Source organism: Novosphingobium album (ex Liu et al. 2023) (assembly GCF_029076845.1).
Classification (GTDB): Bacteria; Pseudomonadota; Alphaproteobacteria; order Sphingomonadales; family Sphingomonadaceae; genus Novosphingobium.
Map to the genome: position 1 here is coordinate 1 of NZ_JARESE010000023.1, position 1,417 is coordinate 1,417.

At 53.1% G+C, this 1,417-nt stretch carries 2 protein-coding genes and 1 pseudogene; 1 reads left to right on the top strand and 2 read right to left on the bottom strand.

What is annotated here, in order from left to right; all coding sequences use genetic code 11:
- Nucleotides 1-170: 170 nt before the first annotated feature.
- Nucleotides 171-550 (top strand): annotated as a pseudogene (locus PYV00_RS08875) (transposase); the annotation flags it as partial.
- Between the two features lie 129 nt (nucleotides 551-679).
- On the opposite strand, the gene PYV00_RS08880 reads toward PYV00_RS08875, so the two are convergent.
- Nucleotides 680-949, bottom strand: coding sequence for a hypothetical protein (locus PYV00_RS08880; protein WP_275227940.1), 270 nt, complete (start codon nucleotides 947-949; stop codon nucleotides 680-682).
- A complete protein-coding gene (locus tag PYV00_RS08885; protein WP_275227941.1) occupies nucleotides 946-1,320 on the bottom strand; it encodes a hypothetical protein in 375 nt (124 codons plus the stop codon). The genes PYV00_RS08880 and PYV00_RS08885 overlap by 4 nt, the downstream gene beginning before the upstream one ends.
- Nucleotides 1,321-1,417: the final 97 nt, after the last annotated feature.

The window sequence follows — 1,417 nt, forward strand, 5'->3', positions numbered from 1 at the left end:
TCCATCGCTCCATCGCGATGGAATCACAAACCCAGCCTTACAGCCAGAGGTATTTCAGGGTGTCCTTGCGACAGGCCGGCGTGCAGCAAGATGCCGCATGACAGCTGAGGTGGTGCCGGTTTTCTGGACAGGGTGTTAAGCTACTCCCGATCTGATGGATTGGTACGGGAATGAAGACGACGAGGAAGCGCTACAGCGCGGATTTCAAGGCGAAGGTGGCGCTGGAGGCGATCCGGGGCGACCTGACGCTGGCGGAGCTGGCAGTCAAGCACGGCGTTCACCACACGATGATCGCGGCCTGGAAGCGGCAGGCCATTGACGGGATGGCGGGTACGTTTTCCGGGGCCGGTGATGCGGCCAGGGCTGCCAGCGACAGCGAGGTGGAAAGGCTGCACGCCAAGATCGGGCAACTGGTGGTGGAGCGGGATTTTTTAGCGAAAGCCTTCGGTCGATGAGCGTGGATCGGAGGCGGGCGATGGTCGAACCTGCTCACCACCACCTATCGATCAGGGCGCAATGCAGCCTGCTGCGGATCAGCCGCTCGTCCTATAATACCAACCCTGGCACATCATGACAATCGGTCGACGGAAATGGGCACGTGGGTCATGATCAATGCAGGTTGGTATTAGCACCTCCCGCTCGGATTGGGTATGCTTTGTGTAATAACGCCAAAGTTTTATCAATTCTCTGTTTTGTACAATCGTTCAAACTCTTCACGCGATAATGCATTTAATGTATGCGTTGTATCGACGGTCGCATTATCGAAAAGACCGTACTTACCGAAGCGGTCGTTTCCTGGGAATCGATAGATGACAAGCCCGTTATCATCAAATCCTATCTCACGAACAACCTGTCCTGTGGCAGAAACTTCGACAAAAATTCGGTTTATTCCAAGCTCGGCCAAGCCAGGAATATCATCACGGTTAAAACAAACAAATTTGTGCGTCATGACTTTATTATCGGCGTTTTCTTAAACCACGTCCATGTCTTGTACCAATTATAAGAACCGATATGGTACTTCCAGGAAAAAGGCCCGCCGCCTCCTTTGATAGTCCAACGAATATCAGCACCGACTGCTCCTTTACCCCGCAAGATTTGGTTTGATACCACAGTAGGGCCCCAGCGAACCACATCCGATATAGTCGCCGCTCTAAGGGCCTTAGCAGCTGCGGCGGCTTCGCCTGCGCCAACAAAGGTACTGACGGTATCCGCGACGTTAATTCCTTGTTGGCGGTCGATATCATAGAACTGCTTTTCGCTAATCAGCCCATTCTCGTAATCAGCGGTCAATTGCCCGTATTCCACAGCCAACGGATTCATCGAGCCTGCCAAAGGATTGTCTACACTTTGCGGCAAGTGAGAATGCCGAGTCCCGCCTACCCCTTGTAGCTACTGCACAATCTTGGTTTGGACGACA

Bases quoted from the DNA above. Each gene is read 5' to 3' on its own strand.
- PYV00_RS08880 (WP_275227940.1), bottom strand. From the start codon at position 949: ATGACGCACAAATTTGTTTGTTTTAACCGTGATGATATTCCTGGCTTG.
- PYV00_RS08885 (WP_275227941.1), bottom strand. From the start codon at position 1,320: ATGAATCCGTTGGCTGTGGAATACGGGCAATTGACCGCTGATTACGAG.